14 protein-coding genes and 1 riboswitch are annotated in these 17,659 nt (G+C 60.8%); of the genes, 8 read left to right on the forward strand and 6 right to left on the reverse strand.

Annotation, left to right across the window (positions count from 1 at the left end):
- Window positions 1-20 precede the first annotated feature (20 nt).
- Genes GIW28_RS02580 through GIW28_RS02590 form a run of 3 tightly spaced genes read left to right on the forward strand, consistent with a single transcriptional unit; the run spans window position 21 to window position 2,937 of the window.
- Window positions 21-905, forward strand: a complete 885-nt coding sequence (locus GIW28_RS02580; protein WP_236445739.1) for a DUF6625 family protein — start codon at window positions 21-23, stop codon at window positions 903-905.
- Window positions 902-2,056 carry a glycosyltransferase family 4 protein gene (locus GIW28_RS02585; RefSeq protein ID WP_236445738.1) on the forward strand — a complete coding sequence of 385 codons (1,155 nt, stop codon included), beginning with the start codon at window positions 902-904 and terminating at the stop codon, window positions 2,054-2,056. The genes GIW28_RS02580 and GIW28_RS02585 overlap by 4 nt, the downstream gene beginning before the upstream one ends.
- On the forward strand, window positions 2,053-2,937 hold the full coding sequence (locus GIW28_RS02590) for a glycosyltransferase (RefSeq protein ID WP_099548082.1): 885 nt from the start codon (window positions 2,053-2,055) through the stop codon (window positions 2,935-2,937). Before GIW28_RS02585 ends, GIW28_RS02590 begins: the two co-directional genes overlap by 4 nt.
- Before the next feature lie 559 nt (window positions 2,938-3,496).
- Here GIW28_RS02590 and GIW28_RS02595 read toward each other — a convergent pair.
- A complete protein-coding gene (locus GIW28_RS02595; protein WP_236445736.1) occupies window positions 3,497-5,359 on the reverse strand; it encodes a bifunctional O-antigen ligase/aminoglycoside phosphotransferase family protein in 1,863 nt (620 codons plus the stop codon).
- A 159-nt stretch (window positions 5,360-5,518) separates the two neighbouring features.
- On the opposite strand from GIW28_RS02595, the gene msbA reads away from it, so the two are divergent.
- From msbA to GIW28_RS02610, 3 genes are all read left to right on the forward strand, one after another.
- A complete protein-coding gene (gene msbA, locus GIW28_RS02600; protein ID WP_017138499.1) occupies window positions 5,519-7,324 on the forward strand; it encodes a lipid A export permease/ATP-binding protein MsbA in 1,806 nt (601 codons plus the stop codon).
- Window positions 7,325-7,569: 245 nt separating this feature from the next.
- Window positions 7,570-8,994, forward strand: a complete 1,425-nt coding sequence (gene hldE / locus GIW28_RS02605; RefSeq protein WP_017138498.1) for a bifunctional D-glycero-beta-D-manno-heptose-7-phosphate kinase/D-glycero-beta-D-manno-heptose 1-phosphate adenylyltransferase HldE — start codon at window positions 7,570-7,572, stop codon at window positions 8,992-8,994.
- The gene (locus GIW28_RS02610; RefSeq protein WP_176991752.1) at window positions 8,987-9,922 is read left to right on the forward strand and encodes an NAD-dependent epimerase/dehydratase family protein; all 936 of its coding nucleotides are present in this window, start codon (window positions 8,987-8,989) and stop codon (window positions 9,920-9,922) included. The genes hldE and GIW28_RS02610 overlap by 8 nt, the downstream gene beginning before the upstream one ends.
- A gap of 74 nt (window positions 9,923-9,996) precedes the next feature.
- Here the strand turns inward: GIW28_RS02610 and GIW28_RS02615 are convergent, their stop codons facing one another.
- The 4 genes from GIW28_RS02615 to GIW28_RS02630 are packed head-to-tail and all read right to left on the reverse strand — an operon-like array spanning window position 9,997 to window position 13,373.
- Complete coding sequence (locus GIW28_RS02615) at window positions 9,997-10,956, reverse strand: hypothetical protein (protein ID WP_017138496.1); 960 nt, start codon at window positions 10,954-10,956, stop codon at window positions 9,997-9,999.
- Between the two features lie 41 nt (window positions 10,957-10,997).
- Window positions 10,998-11,810 (reverse strand): aldo/keto reductase, encoded by an 813-nt coding sequence (locus tag GIW28_RS02620; protein WP_236445734.1) that lies wholly within the window; start codon window positions 11,808-11,810, stop codon window positions 10,998-11,000.
- Window positions 11,807-12,982, reverse strand: coding sequence for an NAD(P)/FAD-dependent oxidoreductase (locus GIW28_RS02625; RefSeq protein ID WP_169986541.1), 1,176 nt, complete (start codon window positions 12,980-12,982; stop codon window positions 11,807-11,809). The genes GIW28_RS02620 and GIW28_RS02625 overlap by 4 nt, the downstream gene beginning before the upstream one ends.
- 55 nt (window positions 12,983-13,037) lie before the next feature.
- Complete coding sequence (locus tag GIW28_RS02630) at window positions 13,038-13,373, reverse strand: DMT family transporter (RefSeq protein WP_017138493.1); 336 nt, start codon at window positions 13,371-13,373, stop codon at window positions 13,038-13,040.
- Window positions 13,374-13,476: 103 nt separating this feature from the next.
- Here GIW28_RS02630 and GIW28_RS02635 point away from each other — a divergent pair, with 103 nt between their 5' ends.
- Both GIW28_RS02635 and waaA read left to right on the forward strand, forming a co-directional pair.
- Complete coding sequence (locus GIW28_RS02635; protein WP_017138492.1) at window positions 13,477-14,367, forward strand: LysR family transcriptional regulator; 891 nt, start codon at window positions 13,477-13,479, stop codon at window positions 14,365-14,367.
- Between the two features lie 23 nt (window positions 14,368-14,390).
- On the forward strand, window positions 14,391-15,668 hold the full coding sequence (gene waaA / locus GIW28_RS02640) for a lipid IV(A) 3-deoxy-D-manno-octulosonic acid transferase (RefSeq protein WP_017138491.1): 1,278 nt from the start codon (window positions 14,391-14,393) through the stop codon (window positions 15,666-15,668).
- Window positions 15,669-15,805: 137 nt separating this feature from the next.
- On the opposite strand, the gene GIW28_RS02645 is transcribed toward waaA, so the two are convergent.
- Window positions 15,806-17,245 (reverse strand): TolC family outer membrane protein, encoded by a 1,440-nt coding sequence (locus GIW28_RS02645; RefSeq protein WP_026013800.1) that lies wholly within the window; start codon window positions 17,243-17,245, stop codon window positions 15,806-15,808.
- A 196-nt stretch (window positions 17,246-17,441) separates the two neighbouring features.
- A riboswitch (TPP riboswitch) is annotated at window positions 17,442-17,547 on the forward strand.
- Window positions 17,548-17,659 lie beyond the last annotated feature (112 nt).

Consider the following 17,659-nt stretch of genomic DNA (forward strand, 5'->3'; position numbering starts at 1 on the left):
CAAATGACAGTGAGTCCCCCTTGAGCAATTCGTGCCCCCGCATCCTTTTCATTATTCCTTACTTTGGCCGCTGGCCATTCTGGATGCCGTTTTTTCTCGAAAGCTGCCGTCACAACGCGGACATCGACTGGTTGCTGTTCAGCGACTGCCCGATGCCGGCCAATGTGCCGGACAATGTCCGCATCGAAAGCATCACCTATGCCGATTACTGCGCGCTGGTTTCCCAGCGGCTGTACATCAATTTTGCACCCCTGGCGCCGTACAAGCTGTGCGACATCAAGCCGGCGTTGGGGCATATCCACGCTGATCGCCTCACCGGTTACGATTTCTGGGCGTTTGGCGATCTGGACCTGATCTACGGCAACCTGCGCGAGTATTTCACCGCCGAGCGGTTGGCCAGCCATGACTTGTTTTCAACTCATGAACGACGAGTCGCCGGCCATTTGTGCCTGATGCGTAACACGCCCAGGAAGCGGCATGCGTTCATGCACATCAAGGATTGGGAAGCGCGTTTTACCGATCAGGCGCATCATGCGCTGGATGAAGGCGCATTCAGTCGAATTTTCCTGTGGCGCAAGAACTTCCCGAAGCCGTTGTTTGAGCTGGTCGGCAAGTTCAACCCATGGCGTCGGCGCAGTGAGTTCACCGAGGCGTTCAGTACGCCCGGTGGTGTGATCAAATGGCACGACGGCAGTGATCGCTTCCCGCATCAGTGGTTCTGGAACAAGGGCCGCCTGACTAACGACAGGGATGGTGAGCGGGAATTTCCGTATTTCCATTTTGTCTGCTGGAAGCGTAATCAGTGGCCGTTGCTACCGGAGCCTGACGCCGAATACGTCGAGACGCTGGCGGCTGAAACAACCTGGGTGGTTGATGCCACAGGTTTCCATCGAGGAGAGTTATGAGTCGGCGTTTCAAGGTCCTGCAACTGCAGCCTGACTACAATGTTAAATCCCATGACTTTGCCGACCTGGCCGAGCAGATCGTCAAGGCATTGCCCGCCGAGCGCTATGAGGTCACCGCCGCGTTCCTGCGTGGCAAGCCAGCGCCTGGGGAACCGGTCAGCCGGGCTGCCAAGTCGGTCTACTTCGAGTTTTCCGACAAGTCACTCAAAGGCTTGCGACTGCGCGCCATGTGGCAGTTGTATAAGTTCTGCCGCCGCGAACAGTTCGACGTGGTGGTGTGCAACCGCTTCAAGCCGGTCAACATGATGTTGCAGCTCAACCGTTGGTTGAAGATCCCGTTGTGCATCGGCATCTCCCACGGTTTTGGCGAGTATGACCGTCTCTACCGCCGCAAGCAGGCGCAGCGCTGGATCGACGCGCACTGGCGCTTTGTCGGCGTGTCGCCGGCGGTCAAGCAGTACCTGCTCGATTGCCAGTGCGGGTTTACCGACCAGAATACCTACGCGATTACCAACGCCATCGACATCGAGCAGGCCGAAGGCTTGCAGCATTCACGCACGCGTGCGCGCGAGTTGCTGGGCATCGACCCTTCGGTGCGCTTGATCGGCGCCTTGGGCCGGCTGGTGCCGGTCAAGGGCCACACCTATTTGTTGCAGGCGTTTGCGGCGCTGAAAGATAAATACCCCACCGCGCAACTGGCCATCATTGGCGCCGGGCGCGAAGAGGCCAACCTGGCCGCGCAAATCCAGAACCTTGGCCTGGATGGACGCGTGCACCTGTTGGGCTTCAAGGAAAATGCCCTGCAATACGTGCGTGCCTTTGACATCTGGGCAATGCCTTCGCTCGCAGAAGGCCTGGGCCTGGCACTGCTGGAAGGCATGAGCGGTCGCCTGCCGGTGATTGCCTCCAGCGTACCGGCCATGCTGCCGTTGATCGAAGGCGCCGGTGGCCTGGCGGTTGAGCCGGCCAATGTGCCCCAGCTGACCGAGGCGCTGGACACTTACCTGGCGCTGTCCGACGAGGCACTCGCACAAAAAGGCGAGCAGGCCTACCAGTACCTTCAGGCGCAACACGACATTGAGGTATTCCGTCAGGAATACCTGGAGCTGATTGATTCAGGGTTGGCTCAAGCACGCGGGAAGAATGTATGAGCCAGAGTCAGCCTTTGGTCACGGTGATCATTGCGTCGTATAACCATGCGCCCTACATTGAGGAAAGTATCCTCAGTGTGTTGAACCAGACCTATCCCAACATCGAACTGCTGGTGGTGGACGATGGCTCGACAGACGACAGTGTCGAGCGCATCCGTCGCCTGCAGGAGCAACACAGGTTCGACTTTCGTGTGCAGCAGAACCAGGGGCTGACCAACACCCTCAATGGTGCGATTGCCCGGTCTCAGGGGCCGCTGATCGTGCCGTTCGGTTCGGACGACATCATGATGCCCGAGCGCATTGCGACCCAGGTGGCCTATATGGATGGCAAGCCTGAGGTGGGGATCTGTGCGGGCAATATCGAGCTGATCGACTCCCAGGGCGAGCTGTTCCCGGAGAAGCGCCAGCGCCGTGACGTGCCGTTTCGACGCCTGGATTTCGACGATATGTTCCTGGAGCGCAAACCTTACCCGCCAGCGCCTACGCTGATGATCCGGCGTGAAGCGCTGGAAAAGGTCGGTGGGTTTGACCCGCAGATTCGTCTGGAAGATTTGCTGATCGAACTGAAGATTACCCACGCCGGGTACTTTATTGATGGCTTGAACGTGGTGATGGCGCGCTACCGCAAGCACGCGACCAATTCGTACAAGAATCATCGATTCATGATCGATAATATCCTGCGCACCTACGCGTTGTTCAGTGATCACCCGCTGTACAACGAGGTGCGTTACAAGTTCCTCAGCTCCATGTTCCTCAAAACCTCCAACCGCAACCGTGCGTTGGCGCGAGAGCTGCTGGCGCAGATCCCGTTTCGGGCCTGGAACAAGAAGACGTGGCGCGGCTTGGGCCGCCTGTATTTTTCCCCGCTGGAAAAAGACTGATACCAAGATCAGAGCAGCACACCTTCACTGGGTGTGCCGCAATCTAAATGTGGGAGCTGGCTTGCCTGCGATGGCGGGTTGTTGGTGTACATATCCGTTGCTGCGGTAACGGCTTCTATTGGTTCCGCTCTTACAGCGGGTCACTTTTGTAAAGACCGGAATGCCGGCCCAGACAAAAGTAACCAAAAAGTCTTCGCCCCAACACTCGGTGCCTCGCTATGGCTCGGCATGCCCGCAATCCGCCAGTGATTTGGGGGGGGGGGCGCCGCGATGGGCCATCCTTGGCCCAGCGCGGCTAAACCGGCATCCCTGCCGGTTTACCCCCCAAATCACTGTCGAATTGCGGCCATCGTGTTTGACGGGGCGATTTCAGATCAAGATCAAGATCAAAAGCGCAGATCAAAAGACCGCTGACTTCGTCATCGAAAAGGATGTAAGGGCCAGAGCAACAGCAGAGCCATACTCGGTCAAAGGTGGGAGCTGGCTTGCCTGCGATAGCATCACCTCGGTGCATCAGAAGTACCGAGGTGTCTGCATCGCAGGCAAGCCAGCTCCCACATCAGGCCGCCGGGCGGGCGAGTGTCAGTACCTGTTCGCGGATTTTCTGCGTGGCGTGCGGCGAAGCCACCGAGGCATAGCCCTTGGCCAATTGCTCGAAGTGAGCTTCGAACAACCAATTGCGATCCTGCGAATAGCGTTGCATATGCTTGAGGTTGCGCTGGCGCAGCGTGTTGCGCAGCGCTGACGGATAGACGCGCATATCCGCCACGTCGATCAGGCCGAACTCTCCGTCTTCCAACAGCAGCACATTGCCCAGGTGCAGGGAGCGGAAGTAGACACCGCGTTCGTGCAGTTGGGCCATAAACCGCCCAAACCGTTCGATCAGCGATTCGCGCAGGCTGCTGTCCAGGCTTTGCAAGGCCTGGCGCAACGTCAGGCCCGGCAGTGGCTGGTAACGCACGGCGGTGCTGCCGTCGCGCAGGCTGTACAGGTCGAGGATCGGCGGTGCTGTAATGCCCAGTGCCTGGAGCTGTTCGCTGTTGCAGGCAAACCGTTCCGAGTACGGGTTGAATGTGCCCGAGGTGTACCAGCGTCGAGCCCTGAACAGCTTAAGGAAGCTGCCATTGCCCAGGCGCAGGACTTTAGGCCCCAGGCCATCTTCCTCGACGATATGCGCGCCTTCGCACAGGGCTTTGAACACCTGTGGCTTGGGCGTGCTCACCACAATGCGCAGCAGGCTGTGGCGACGCTTGGCGATGCTCAGGCCGGCGATCAGTGCGAGGGGGATCCACAGCAGGAACCAGTGCTCCTTGGGCCGCGACAAGATGCCACCGCCTTCGGTAAGCCCCGCGCCGATGCCGTAGGCCAGCAGCGAGGAAGTCAGGATAAACAGCGGCTGCGCGCGCTCCTTGAGCCCTGCGTACAGCCCGCGGCCAAGCATGAAGATCCACGGGATAAAGCCGATGATGCCGACGTAATAAAGCACGCCCAAGGCAAAGCTGTGGGGCTCGCGCAGTGGTTCAAAATCGTAGTTGGCAGGTTTTACATACAGTTCGGAGTCGTAGCTGTGGCCAAACCATGGATGATCGGCGATGCGGTCGAGGATGATTTGCCAGATTTCGAAGCGGAATGAGCTGCCGCGCTCGGTGATCTGTTGCGGGTAAAACAGCAGCAAGCCGGCGGCCGCCAGCACCAGGGTGGCAACCATCAGCGCCGAGCGCCGATTGCGGCTGAGCAGGCCCATCCAGAGGACTGCTATCACCAGTGCAACCAATGGCGTCCTGGAACCGGTGGCTAGAATTGCCAGGGTCATGACCGCCAGGGCGGGTGCGCTGAGCCACAGTACCCGTAGCCGTTTGGTGGTGACGCAGAGGTACAGCCAATACACGCAGAAAAAGCCGAACAGGTGGGAACTGAGCAGCGGGTTGTCCAAGGCGCCAAGGCCGCCAATCATGCGCATGCTCGGCTCGAAGCCTTTGACGAATGCCACCAGGTTTAACAGCGTCACCACCAGCGCAATCACGGCGGCGCTGAAGAAGATCGGCTTGAACAGGTCATTGCGGTAATGCAGCAGCAGCCCGCAGCCGGCAAACAACATGAACGTCTGCAACGGGATCTTGAACAGGTTGGAGTCGCCGGTGGGTTCCGGGCTCCAGAGCACCGTGATCATTGCCCATGCGCAAAATGCTGTGAAGGCAAGCACCAGCGGCTCGCGTAGTAACTCTTTGAGTTCACGTGGGCGCAGGCACAGCAGGAGCAAGGCCGGCAGGGCAAAGAAAATATAGAAGCCGCGGTGCATGACATTGCGATTGTTGACGAAAAACAGCGAACTCAGAAGCAACAATAAGCCAATGGGCAAAATCCAGAGGACCAGGAAGTCGAAAACGCGATTTGTGCCATAGGTAAGGCGCTTGGAGTGCATACAGTAAAGCCGTTCCAGAATAGAGAAAGCCGACCATGTTAAGACAGTGGCTATATAATGTCGCCCGTTGGATCCAGCCGGGCCGCGGGTCACGCCGGGTGCAAGTACAACAGAGAAGCTGTGCTAAAGTCAGCCTCCTTTTTCAAAACGCCGCGTGATATGACCGACTCCAGTCCGAGCGCAAGCCCTTCGAGCTTGAAAATATACTTCCGCCTGCTCATGTACGTTAAGCCTTACGCCGGCTTGTTCGCGTTGAGTATTGTCGGATTTCTGATTTTCGCGTCGACCCAGCCTATGCTGGGGTACATCCTCAAGTACTTTGTCGACGGCCTATCCAATCCTGACGCCGTGCTGTTCCCCAGCGTCCCATTCCTGCGTGACATGAAATTGTTGCAAGCCGTGCCGTTGCTGATCATTTTGATCGCCGCCTGGCAGGGTCTGGGTTCGTTCCTGGGCAACTACTTGCTGGCCAAGGTTTCCCTGGGCCTGGTTCACGACTTGCGTGTGCAGCTGTTCAACAACCTGCTGACGCTGCCCAACCGTTATTTCGATAACCACAACTCCGGGCACCTGATTTCGCGCATCACCTTCAACGTGACCATGGTTACGGGGGCGGCCACCGATGCCATCAAGGTGGTGATTCGCGAAGGCATGACGGTGATCTTCCTGTTTGCCTCGCTGCTGTTCATGAACTGGCGCCTGACGCTGGTGATGATCGCCATCCTGCCGTTGATTGCAGTGATGGTCAGCACGGCCAGCAAGAAATTCCGCAAGCAGAGCAAGAAGATCCAGGTGGCCATGGGCGATGTGACCCACGTGGCTTCGGAAACCATCCAGGGCTATCGCGTGGTGCGCAGCTTCGGCGGTGAAGTCTACGAGGAGAAACGCTTCTTCAAGGCCAGCCAGGGCAACACCGACAAGCAACTGCGCATGACCCGCACCGGGGCCATCTACACTCCGTTGCTGCAGTTGGTGATCTATACCGCCATGGCGGTGCTGATGTTCCTGGTGCTCTACCTTCGCGGTGACGCGTCGGCCGGTGACATGGTGGCTTACATCACGTTGGCCGGGCTGTTGCCCAAGCCGATCCGCCAACTGTCGGAAGTCAGCTCGACCATCCAGAAAGGCGTGGCCGGTGCTGAAAGCATTTTCGAACAGTTGGACGAAGAGCAGGAAGTCGACCGCGGCAGCGTCGAGCGCGACAAGGTCAGTGGCCGCCTGGAAGTGCGCAACCTGAACTTCACCTACCCAGGCACCGAGCGCCATGTGCTCAAGGACATCACCTTCACCGCAGAGCCCGGGCAGATGATCGCCCTGGTCGGCCGTTCCGGCAGCGGCAAGTCCACACTGGCCAGCCTGATCCCGCGTTTCTACCACCACGAAAGCGGCGAAATCCTGCTCGACGGCGTAGAGGTCGAAGACTACAAGCTGCTTAACCTGCGCAAGCATATTGCCCAGGTAACCCAGCATGTCACGCTGTTCAGCGACACCGTGACCAACAACATCGCCTACGGCGACCTGGCCGGCGCGCCACGGGCCGACGTTGAAGCGGCGGCGGCGGATGCTTACGCCAAGGATTTCATCGACCAGTTGCCGAAAGGCTTCGATACCCAGGTGGGCGAGAACGGCGTGCTGCTGTCCGGCGGCCAACGCCAGCGCCTGGCCATTGCCCGGGCCCTGCTGAAGAACGCGCCACTGCTGATTCTCGACGAGGCCACCTCGGCGCTCGACACCGAATCCGAGCGCCACATTCAGGCGGCCCTGGACAAGGTCATGCAGGGTCGCACGACCCTGGTAATTGCCCACCGCCTGTCCACCATCGAGAAGGCCGACCTGATCCTGGTGATGGACGACGGTCGGATCGTCGAGCGCGGCAGCCACGCCGAGCTGCTGGCCCAGAACGGCTACTACGCCCGCCTGCATGCCATGGGCCTGGATGCCCCGGTGCCGGCCGACATCACCTAAACCTTGTGGGAGCGGGCTCTTGTGGCGAGGGAGCTTGCTCCCGCTGGGCGACGTAGTCGCCCCAGAACAACACTGTGTTTCTCTGTTAAAACGCGGTGCCGCATTCAGGAGTGCTTCGCACTCCAGCGGGAGCAAGCTCCCTCGCCACAAAGGTTCCCCGGGATCTTCTGTGCACACCCTCCACAAGCCTCCCATAACCCTGTGCTAATATCGCGCCCCTGTTCATTTTGTATGTGGGTTGCTCCATGAAGTTGTCCATGCCGCGATTCGATCAAGCCCCTGTCTTGGTGGTCGGCGATGTCATGCTCGACCGTTACTGGCATGGCGGTACCTCACGGATTTCCCCTGAGGCACCGGTACCGGTAGTCAAGGTCGAGCAAATCGAAGACCGTCCAGGTGGCGCTGCCAACGTTGCCCTCAATATTGCCGCCCTCGGCGCCCCGGCCTCCCTGGTGGGTGTGACCGGCGACGACGAAGCCGCCGACAGCCTGGCCAACAGCCTGCGCGGTGCCGGTGTGCGCGCGCTGTTCCAGCGCATTGCCCATCAGCCGACCATCGTCAAGCTGCGGGTCATGAGCCGTCACCAGCAATTGCTGCGTATCGATTTCGAAGAACCCTTCGCCACCGACGCCCTGGCCCTCAGCGGCCAGGTCGACGCGCTGCTCGAAGGTATCAAGGTGCTGGTGTTGTCCGACTACGGCAAAGGCGCCTTGAAAAACCACCAGATGCTGATCCAGGCCGCCAAGGCCCGCGGCATTCCGGTATTGGCCGATCCCAAGGGCAAGGACTTTTCGATTTATCGGGGCGCCAGCCTGATCACGCCAAACCTCAGTGAGTTCGAAGCCATTGTCGGCGGTTGCGCCGATGAGCATGAGCTGGTGACCAAAGGCGCGGCGCTGATGGCCGACCTCGACCTGGGCGCCTTGCTGGTGACCCGTGGCGAGCACGGCATGACCCTGCTGCGCCCGGACCACCCGGCGATGCACCTGCCGGCCCGTGCCCGTGAAGTGTTCGACGTCACCGGTGCCGGTGACACCGTCATCTCCACCCTGGCCGCCTCGATTGCGGCGGGTGAAGAACTGCCCCACGCCGTGGCCCTGGCCAACCTGGCGGCGGGTATTGTGGTGGGCAAACTGGGTACCGCGGCTATCAGCGCACCCGAGCTGCGCCGGGCGATCCAGCGTTCCGAAGGCTCGGAGCGCGGCGTGCTGGGTATCGAGCAATTGCTGCTGGCCATTGACGACGCCCGTGCCCACAAAGAAAGCATCGTGTTCACCAACGGCTGCTTCGACATCCTGCATGCTGGCCACGTGACTTATCTGGAACAGGCGCGCGCCCAAGGCGACCGCCTGATCGTCGCGGTCAACGACGATGCCTCCGTCAGCCGCTTGAAGGGGCCTGGCCGTCCGATCAACAGTGTTGACCGGCGTATGGCCGTATTGGCAGGTCTCGGCGCAGTCGACTGGGTGATCAGCTTCTCTGAAGGCACCCCGGAAAACCTGCTGGCCCAGGTCAAGCCGGACGTGTTGGTCAAGGGTGGCGACTACTCCGTCGATCAAGTCGTAGGCGCCGATATCGTCAGCGCTTACGGTGGTACGGTCAAAGTGCTGGGGTTGGTTGAGAACAGCTCGACCACAGCCATTGTCGAGAAGATCCGCAACAATGAGTAATGCTGAAAAGTGGGTGTTGATCACCGGAGGTGCCGGCTTTATCGGCTCGCACCTGGTCGATGCGCTACTTGCCAAAGGCTATGCCGTGCGGGTGCTGGATGACTTGTCCACCGGCAAACGCAGCAATTTGCCGCTGGATAACCCGCGCGTACAACTGATTGAAGGTAATGTCGCCAATGCCGAGCTGGTGGCGCAAGCCGCCGTCGGCGCCGCCGCCGTCGTGCACCTGGCTGCTGTGGCTTCAGTGCAGGCCTCGGTGGATGATCCGGTGAGCACGCACCAGAGCAATTTCGTCGGCACCCTGAATGTCTGCGAAGCCATGCGCAAGGCTGGCGTGAAGCGCGTGGTGTTTGCCTCCAGCGCGGCGGTGTATGGCAACAACGGCGAGGGTGCTTCGATTGACGAAGACACCACCAAGGCGCCGCTGACGCCTTACGCGTCGGACAAGTTGGCGGGTGAGCACTACTTTGATTTCTATCGCCGCCAGCATGGCCTGGAACCGGTGATTTTCCGTTTCTTCAACATTTTCGGGCCACGCCAGGATCCGTCATCGCCGTATTCCGGCGTGATCAGTATCTTCAGCGAGCGTGTGCAGCAGGGTGTGCCGATCAGCGTGTTTGGCGACGGCGAGCAAACCCGGGATTTCATGTACGTGGAAGACCTGGTGGATGTGCTGGTCCAGGCCATCGAAGCGCCCGAAGCGCCACTGGGTGCGATCAACGTGGGATGGAACCGCACGACCACGCTCAAGCAGGTGCTTCAGGCGCTGGAAGAGGTGGTGGGGCAGTTGCCGGTGATCACTTACGGGCCGGCGCGCTCGGGTGATATCCGCCATTCGCGGGCGAATAACCAGCGCCTGTTGGCGAGCTTTACGCTGCCGGAGCCGACGCCGCTGAAGGTCGGCCTGGAGCGCTTGCTTAACGGCTGACCTCGGTCATCTGTGGGAGCTGGCTTGTGTGGGAGCTGGCTCCCACACAAGCCAGCTCCCACATTGGATTTGCGTCAGCCTTTGGCCTTTTTCTTCGGCACGATCTTGCGCAGCACCCGTTGCGCCAATCGCTTCAACTTCGACTCCTTCTCAGGCTCCGCCAGGCCTTGTTGGCGCAGCCAATCCTTCCAGCGAATGCGCTCATCGCGCACCAGCCAGCCTTCCTGCTGGGCGAAGCTTTCCGCCAGGTACAAGCCGCGTGTGCTGGCCGGGTATAGCTGGTCTTTCTTTACGGTGTACAACTCTGCCAGCGGCTGGCCGTCCTTCAACGGCATCAGGTACAGGTCGGGCCGCTGACGGTCCAGGCGTGCCACCAACTGGTCGCCTTCGAGGCGCTCATCCACATGGAACAGGCTCAAGGACTTGGCTTCCTTGGGGACTTCAAGGCGCAAGTCATAAATCAATTGCAGCGACGCCGTCGGCAGATGCACATACGCCCGTGGGCGCTCGATCAGTTGCATGGTGGCGCAGCGCACCGGGCGAGCGGCGCCGGACAGCGGGCTCAAGCGAAACGGCAGGGCTTCACGGTAATGCAGCGCGGCGGAGTAGGGCGCGGGCAGCCAGGTGTCATTGAAGCGCCCGCCCAGCCAGCCTTCGGGCGTCTCCAGCAGGCATTCTTCGGCAATTTCCTGGATAGCGGTGTGCAGTGGCAGGTTCAGTTCGTGGGCGGGTACGTAGCCGGAGATCAGCTTGAGCACCACGTCGCCACGGTCCTGGCGGCGCTGGCGCACCAGTACCCAGTAATCCTTGTTCTGCCAATGCAGGGTCAGGCGCACCGACACGCCGAGGTTGGCCAGTTCCAGGGCGAAACGTTCAGGGTTTGCCACCTCCACCGGCTTGCGCCGTTGCAGGGTCTGGGCGAAGTTGAGCGGCATGCCCACGCTCTGGTAACTCAGGCCTTCGGGGGTGGCTTCGACGTGCAGCGGCAGTGTCTTGAAGTTACTGGGGTTTTTTCTAATCAGCGTTCGCGGCATGTCGGCTCCTTCTTGCGACGGGGTCGGCCGCGTGGGCGGCATCAGAGTTGACGAATGACCTGGGCAGCGGTCGCCACGTTGTGGGCCAGGTGCAGCGGATTAATGGTCCCGACAATAGCACTGGCGACGCCCGTTTGCGCAAACAACAGCATGAAACTGGCATGAATTGGATCCATTCCTGGCTCAAGGCACACGTGGCCGCTGGCCAGAGCCTTTTTCACCAGGATGCCTTTGCCGTGGGCGGCGGCGTAATCGATCACGGCTTTCTCGGCCTGTTCATTCAGATTGTAGGTGACCATCGCGCAATCACCTTGTTCCAGAGCCTTCACGCCACCTTCGACGGTTTTGCCGGAGAAGCCGAAACCACGGATCTTGCCCTCTTTTTTCAGCTGCGCCAGGGTCTCGTACACCTCGCAATCATTGAGGATATGCAGGTCATTGCCATCAGAATGCACCAGCACCAGATCGATGAAATCCGTTTCAAGTCGTTTCAAACTGCGCTCAATGGACATGCGCGTATGCGCGGCACTGAAATTGTGATGGGACACGCCGTCGGCAAACTCTTCGCCGACCTTGCTGACAATCACCCAGTCGTTGCGCTGGCCGCGTAGCAGTGGCCCCAGGCGCTCCTCACTGCGCCCGTAAGCCGGCGCGGTGTCGATCAGGTTCATGCCCAATTGCTGGGCCTGGCGCAATAACATCCGTGCTTCGTCGTCATTGGGAATCTGGAAGCCGTTGGGGTATTTCACCCCTTGATCACGGCCCAGCTTGACGGTGCCCAGGCCCAGCGGCGAGACCAGCAGGCCGGTGCTGCCCAGTGGTCGATACAGGTCGTGCAGGGTTGGCAGGCTCATGGCAACAGTTGCTCCCAGGCAGGTTGGCCGAGGGCCGGTTTTGGCAGCTCGGGCAGCGCGTCGCTGGCGCTTGGACGAATGCCGTCGCGTTCCAGGGCGTTGAGTACACGATCGGCGAAGTCCGGTGCCAGCGCCAGTTTGGTCGGCCAGCCCACCAGCAAGCGGCCCTGTTCGGCGAGGAAGGCATTGTCGGGGCGGCTCAGGCCCGATTGCAGCGGCTCGGCACGGTCGACACGCAGGGTGGCCCATTGGGTCTGGCTCATGTCGATCCACGGCAGTAACTGCGCCAGCTCTTTTTGCGCAGTGGCGATCTGTTCTTGTGGTGTGCGGGCCACGCCATCCGCCTCGGCGATATCGCCGCCCATGTACCACACCCAGTTGCCGTCGGCAGCCGGGTGAGTGGTGATGGTAAGGCGCGGCTTGGTGCCGCCGCCCAGGCAGTGCGCATACAGCGGCTTCAGGCCCGGGCCTTTGGCGATGATCATATGCAATGGGCGGGTTTGCATGGCGGGCTGGCTGAGGCCCAGGGCCGTCAGTAACTCAGCGGTGCCGCCACCGGCACTCAGCACGATGCGCTGGGCGCGGATCTCGCGGCCATCGACCTTCAGGCCCACCAAGGTATCGCCTTCAAGCAGCGGTTCGATGTGTTGCCCGGCGAGCAAGCCGTCGCCGGCCAATTGCGCCAGGCGTTCGATCAGGCTGGGCACATCGATGACCAGTTCGGCCAGGCGATAGACTTTGCCCTTGAAGCGACGGTCCTGCAGGGCTGGCGGCAATTCGTCGCCCTTGACCTGATCGACGCGGCCACGCACGGCTTTACTGGCGAAGAAGCTGGTGAGGTTGCCGGCGATCGTGCCGGGCGACCACAGGTAATGGGCTTCGGAGAGCAAGCGCACGCCGGTCAGGTCCAGCTCGCCGTTACCCGCCAGGGCTTCGCGCCAGCGGCGCGGCATGTCGGCAATGGCTTCGGACGCGCCGGTGAGGGCGCCGTGCAGGGCGTATTTCGCGCCGCCGTGAATGATACCTTGGGACTTCACGCTTTGCCCGCCGCCCAAGGTAGCGCTTTCCACCACCACCGTGGAAAACCCCTGGCGGCGCAGGCGTGCGTTAAGCCAGAGGCCGGCAACCCCGGCGCCGACAATCAGAACGTCGGTGGAAATAACGGATGGCATCGGCGACCTCAGTGTTCAAGACAAGAGGCGCAGTATACAGGCTGTAGCGTGGCGGTCAGTGCCCGGCGGTTTTCGAGAACAGTTGAATCACCACCACGCCCAGCACAATCAGGCCCATGCCCAGCATTGCCGGTACATCCAGCTTCTGTCCGTAGATAAACAGCGCGGCGATACTGACCATTACAATGCCCAGTCCGGCCCAGACCGCATAGGCGATGCCCACCGGCACCGTGCGCACCACCAGCGTGAGCATCCAGAAGGCCACGCCATACCCCACAATCATCAGCAACAGCGGAATCGGCGTGCTCAAGCCCTTGACGGCTTTCATGGAAACGGTCGCGATCACTTCCGAGCAAATGGCAATGGCCAGGTAAACGTAGGCAACATTCATGGGGGAATCCTCGGTGTGATACGTGCTTGATTAGGTCCGCATTTTAACCCTTCGCGAGATGAGATAAAGTCATTACCTATCCGATTTAAAGATGGGTTGAGTCATGAGCGTGCAATGGAACCTGGAACAGATGCGCCTGTTTGTCAGCGTCGCCGAGCAGCGCTCGTTTTCGGCGGTGGCGCGTGGGCAGCGCAAGGCGCAATCGGCGGTGAGTAACGCAATTGCCCTGCTGGAAGCGGACCTTGGGCTTAGCCTGTTCGAGCGCAGCAGCGGCCGTCAGCCCCGTCTGACTGAAGCCGGCAGTGTGTTGCTGGAAGAAGCGCGTGAGGTGCTGCGCCAATGTGAACGGCTCAATGGTCGGGCGTTGTCGCTGACCCGTGGTGAAGAAGCCTGCCTGCGCCTGGCCCAGGACGAAGCCATGTTATTTCAGCCGGTGCTCGACAGCCTTGAAGCGTTGGCCCGGCAATACCCGCTGCTGGAAGTACAACTTTCCAGCGCCGCGCAAGGCGATGTGGCGCGCAAGCTGGTGGAGCGCAAGGCCGACCTGGGTTTGCTGTTCTATCACGACCAGATCCCCGAAGCGCTTGAGCGGCGGGTGGTGGGCAGCGTGGAAATGGTCACGGTGTGCGGCGTGAATCATCCGCTGGCCCAGGACAAATACGTGACTTGCCAGCGCCTGGCGCAGTTCCGGCAACTGCTGATGTCGACCCAGACCAGCGTGTACCCCGGCAGTGAAGCCGCGAGCCCCCTGGTGTGGCGTGCCGACAGCTTCTACGTATTGGCCGAATGGTTGATGAGTGGCCTGGGCTGGGCCTGGCTGCCTCGGCACATCGTGCAGTACCCGGCCTATCAACAGCAGATGGTCGAGCTGGACAGCGAATGGACGCCGCCGGCGCTGGTGGTGGAGCTGGTCTGGCGCCGCGACGAGCACCTGGGCCCGGCCGCACGCTTCCTGACCGAGCGATTTGCCGAGTGCTTGCAGGCGATCGACTGAAAAAGCCGATAAACTCCGCCGCCATGAATAGAACTCTCTACAGCTGTCTGTTTTACCTGGCGCTGCCGTTGGTGGCTTTACGTCTGTGGCTGCGCGCGCGCAAGGCGCCGGCGTATGCAAAACGTATCGGCGAGCGGTTTTCCTATGGCCTGCCGGTGATGCAGCCGGGCGGGATCTGGGTGCATGCGGTGTCGGTGGGCGAAAGCATCGCGGCCGCGCCGATGATTCGCGGGTTGATGGAGCGCCACCCGACGCTGCCGATTACCGTTACCTGCATGACGCCCACCGGCTCGGAGCGTATCCAGGCGCTGTTCGCCAATGAACCGCGCATTCAGCACTGCTACTTGCCCTATGACTTGCCTTGCGCCGCCAAGCGCTTTCTTGATCGTGTGCAGCCCAGGCTCGCCGTGATCATGGAAACCGAGCTGTGGCCCAACCACATCCACGCCTGCGCTCAGCGTGGTATTCCGGTAGCGCTGGCCAATGCGCGGCTGTCGGCGCGTTCGGCCAAAGGTTATGCGCGCTTCGCCAAGCTGACCGCGCCGATGCTGGCCGAGATGAGCCTGTTTGCGGTGCAGACAAAAACCGAAGCCCAGCGTTTTTTGAGCCTGGGCGCACGACCACAAACCGTTGAAGTCACCGGCTCGATCAAGTTCGACCTGACCATCGATCCGCAACTGCCGGTGCGTGCCGCCGCCTTGCGCGAGCAATGGGGCGCCACCGAGCGCCCGGTGTGGATCGCCGCCAGCACCCACGAAGGCGAGGATGAAGTGGTGCTGGCCGCCCATCGCCAACTGCTCGAAAGTTACCCCAACGCGCTGCTGATTCTGGTGCCGCGTCATCAGGAGCGCTTCGGGCCGATGTTCGAGTTGTGCGAGCAACAAGGCTTTGCCACGGTGCGCCGCTCCAGCACTGAACCGGTGACGGCGCAGACCTCCGTGCTGCTCGGTGACACCATGGGCGAGCTGCTATTCCTTTACGCCCTTGCCGACAGCGCCTTCGTCGGCGGCAGCCTGGTGCCTACCGGCGGCCACAACCCGCTGGAACCGGCGGCGCTGGCCAAGCCTGTGATCATGGGGCCGCACCTGTTCAACTTCCTCGAAATCAGCGCGATGATGCGTGAGGCCGGGGCGTTGCGTGAGGTGGATGATGCGCAAGGCTTGGCAGAAGCCGTGCGGCAGTTGTTCGAACTGCCGCAGGATGCGCGCAAGATGGCAGAGGCGGGATTGAAGGTGATGCAGGCCAACCAGGGTGCGCTGAAACGCTTACTGGACGGTTTGGACAAACTGCTCAATCACTGAACCAACACGGACCAAAATGTGGGAGCTGGCTTGCCTGCGATAGCATCAGCTGGGCATGTCTGATGTACCGAGTTGCCTGCATCGCAGGCAAGCCAGCTCCCACACAAGCCAGCTCCCACATTGGTTTTGCTGTGTTGTTAATACCCGGGGCGGGCTTTGAGCTGCTCGGCGGCGGCCTTGGCCAGATCCGGCGGCAGAAAATCCTTGTCCGGGTTGTAGTCAGCCTTGAGGTAACGCGTCAGGTCCTGTAAATCCCCAGGGCTGAGCGTGCCCGCCGCCTGCTTCAAGCGCAGGTTGTCGAGGATGTAGTCGTAGCGGCTGTTGTTGTAGTTGCGCACCGACGAGTACAGCTGGCGTTGTGAATCCAGCACATCGACGATATTGCGCGTACCCACTTGATAGCCGATTTCCGTGGCTTCCACCGCGCTCTGGTTGGAGATGATCGACTGGCGGCGCGCCTGCACCTGTTCCACATCGGTGTTCACCGCGCGGTGCAGATTACGGGTGTTTTCCACCACCTGGCGGCGCAGGCCTTCGCGTTGCTGTTCAGTCTGGTCGAGGCGTGAATAGGATTCGCGCACTTGCGAGCTGGTCAAACCGCCGCTGTAGATCGGGATATTCAGGCGCAGGCCGATGGTGCGCTGAGACACATCACCACCGTACGGCACGGGCAATTGGTTCGGGTTGCTGAAACCCAGCGCGTCGTTGTCGCCTTTTTCGTATTGCGCCACGGCGTCGAGGGTCGGCAAGTGGCCGGCCTTGCGCTGGCGCAGGGTTTCTTCGGCAGCGGTCACGGCGTAGTTGCTGGCCAGCAAGTTCAAGTTTTGGCGGCCGGCGGTTTCGACCCAGGATTTGGCGTCATTCGGCGCCGGTGGCAGCACCGGCAGCGTGTGCACGATGCCCTGGATCGCGTTGTATTGGCGGTTGGTCAGCGTGATCAGCGCCTCAAAGGCGTCGTCCACCTGGCGTTGGGCGACGATGCGGTTGGCGCGGGCTGTGTCGTAGCTGGCCTGGGATTGCAGCACGTCGGTCTTGTCCGACAGGCCTACATCAAAGCGTTCGTTGGACTGGTCGAGCTGGCGCTTGAAGGCGTTTTCTTCGGCCTTGGTCGACGCCAGGTTGTCCTGGGCGCGCAGCACGGCGAAGTAGCTTTCGGCGCTTTGCAGGATCAGGTTCTGTTCAGTCGCCGAGAGTTGCAGCGAAGCTTGTTCGTTGACGGCTTCGGCGGCTTGCAGCTGGAACCAGCGATCAGCGCGGAACAGCGGCTGGCTCAAGGTTGCACGCCAGGAGTGCGCGTCACGGTTGACGGTGGCTGCCGGTTGGTCGATCTGGGTGCGCACGTTATTGCTGTCGGCGCCGGCCGACAGGTTCGGCAGCAAACCGGCGCGAGCCTGGGGCACCACTTCTTTTTGCGCGCCATATTGAGCGCGGGCGGCGGCCAGGTCGGCGTTGTTGTTCACCGCTTCCTGGTAGACGCTGACCAAGTCGGTTTTGGCGGACAAGGGCGCTTCAGCTGCCCAGACCATTCCATTGGTCGCACAAGACACGGCAAGAGCCAGTGAGAGTTTGCGCAGCATGAGGCGATCCCTAGTGTGAATATTACGACTGTAATTAAGCGCCCAAGGCTAAGGCTGGCCATTCCTGGCGTCAAGCATTGTGACGACGCCCGAGTGTAGTGGCGCTGACCCCGCGCAACAATCCCGCAATCACGCCATTCATCACGCTGAATACACCGCTATTGGCAATTTGCCCACACCATGGTCTAGACTGGCCGCGTTCTTGTCGGGGTGCCTTGTTGGAAGGCTGAGATCGGTAAATACCGGATCCCGTTGAACCTGATCAGGTTAACGCCTGCGTAGGGAACAAGATTTCTCGTCACCCGGCGAGTCCTCTTGTGCTTCGTCCGGGATGTTGTTCGACAATCGAACAGCCCTCGTGCCTTGCACAGCACTGGTTTCAGTGCGTCCATCCGTCACAGGTTCGACCCGACA

This window comes from Pseudomonas sp. PA-5-4B, assembly GCF_021606215.1.
GTDB classification, from domain to species: domain Bacteria; phylum Pseudomonadota; class Gammaproteobacteria; order Pseudomonadales; family Pseudomonadaceae; genus Aquipseudomonas; species Aquipseudomonas edaphica.